The sequence below is a fragment of the Paracoccus sediminilitoris genome (assembly GCF_003259195.1).
GTDB classification, from domain to species: Bacteria; Pseudomonadota; Alphaproteobacteria; order Rhodobacterales; family Rhodobacteraceae; genus Paracoccus; species Paracoccus sediminilitoris.
This window is the reverse complement of record NZ_QJPK01000070.1, coordinates 1-1,507: the sequence shown is the minus strand read 5'-3', so window position 1 is coordinate 1,507 and position 1,507 is coordinate 1. Positions and strand designations below refer to the sequence as shown.

At 54.1% G+C, this 1,507-nt stretch carries 2 protein-coding genes and 1 pseudogene; 2 read left to right on the top strand and 1 reads right to left on the bottom strand.

The genetic code is table 11. The features are described from left to right. Nucleotides 1–224 precede the first annotated feature (224 nt). Nucleotides 225–637 (top strand): annotated as a pseudogene (locus tag DKT70_RS17560) (IS5 family transposase); the annotation flags it as partial. A gap of 1 nt (nucleotide 638) precedes the next feature. On the opposite strand, the gene DKT70_RS17555 reads toward DKT70_RS17560, so the two are convergent. Then, nucleotides 639–959: a Dabb family protein gene (locus DKT70_RS17555; protein ID WP_111560331.1), complete on the bottom strand. Its 321-nt coding sequence runs from the start codon at nucleotides 957–959 to the stop codon at nucleotides 639–641. A 321-nt stretch (nucleotides 960–1,280) separates the two neighbouring features. Here DKT70_RS17555 and DKT70_RS18570 point away from each other — a divergent pair. Further along, nucleotides 1,281–1,507: hypothetical protein (locus tag DKT70_RS18570; protein ID WP_233490665.1), on the top strand; the 227-nt coding region annotated here is incomplete at its 3' end.

The window sequence follows — 1,507 nt, the reverse complement described above, 5'->3', positions numbered from 1 at the left end:
CCCATAGGGCATCCTTCCATTCCTTCGAAAGGATCACACCATCAAACCGTGGGATCAAACACCTAGGGGCGCACAAACGAAATGATGCAGCAGGCGGCAGGGGACGTGTCGTCGGCCCGCATCGTGCTGGAGAGTGTCAACCGGCAGGATTATGTGGGCGCCGTGAGCCATGAGGCGCCACTGGTTCAAGACCATGGCGAAGGCGACAGGGTTTTGGCCGTTAGCGTGGCGGCTTCACAACCAAGATCCATCTGCTCGTGAATGCTGTAGGACTGTCCATTTGAACCGAGATCACCGCGGGGCAAACATCCGACTATCTTGGCTTCGATCTGGTCATGGCCGACAATCTACCGACACCGAGGGTCCTGCTGACCGATCGAGGCTATGATGCTGACATCATTTGGAAAACCATGGACAAACGGGATGTCCTGCCGGTCATTCCGACGCGCAATTCCCGCAAAAGTCGCATTAGCGTGGACCGATTACTTACCTGCTGCGCAACTTGGTCGAACGGTGCTTCAACAAGCTGAAGAACGCCCGCCGTGTCGGCACCCGTTACGACAAGACCGCGGAGAGCTTCCTAGGCTTCATCGACATCACGTCGATACGCCTTTGGGTGCGCCATTTTTCAATATGACCTAGTCAGTAGCTGGAACTTCCAGGTCAAGGACGAGAAGGCCGTCGAGCCCGTTGATGGCATTCTTGACGATCTGCGACCCTAGCGCTTGATGCTCGGGATGATCGGTATACTTTTTCAGATCCAACCAGGTGTCGAAGTCGATAACAAAGGCATGGAAGTAGCCTCGTTCTATTTGTTCAGGACTCGCCGACCGGCCTCCGGTAAAATGTCGCGCACCGGGGAGTTTGTTGGTTAACGACCATAGTCCGGAATATATTTCGGTTATACAGCTTTCGCTGACTTCGGGTTTGAACTTGATAAGTACAATATGGCGGATCATGATTTTTCCTGCATAAACTAAGAGCTGGAAGGTTCTCCCATAGTCAAGGATTTAGGAAGCCTAGTCAGCACTCCTCGTCCGCGTCCGACACCGCAGTTGTGCTAACGTCGCTGAGCCTCGACGCCTAAAAGAAGGGTGCGCCCGAGCCGCCGGCCAGTCTGCAACAAGCTTGGCGAAGGGCGGTCGTTTGCATTGAAGCTCTGTAGAGCAGCTCCGGCCATATAAGCTATAATTTTGCTACAGACCCCTCCCACTAATGATGAGGCAGTGGGCAGCAGTCGGTTTGCTGTTATGATCATGTAACGCTCCCATAAGAACCGGATGCAAATGTTTGTGCCCTTTGATAAGAATGAACGCCTGTGGAATTTCTCGATCATTGGATTGGGCATGGCCCTTGCTCCGCATATGGCTGGCATGCGGGAACTTGCAGATCGGGTGCGTGTGATTCATGCGGTGTCTAGAAGCGCCGCGCGCAGGGATGTGGACTTGCCCGGCTTTTGTGGAGAGCGTTTAGCTCACTTCCCGTGCCTTTCGCTCGAAGGCGATGG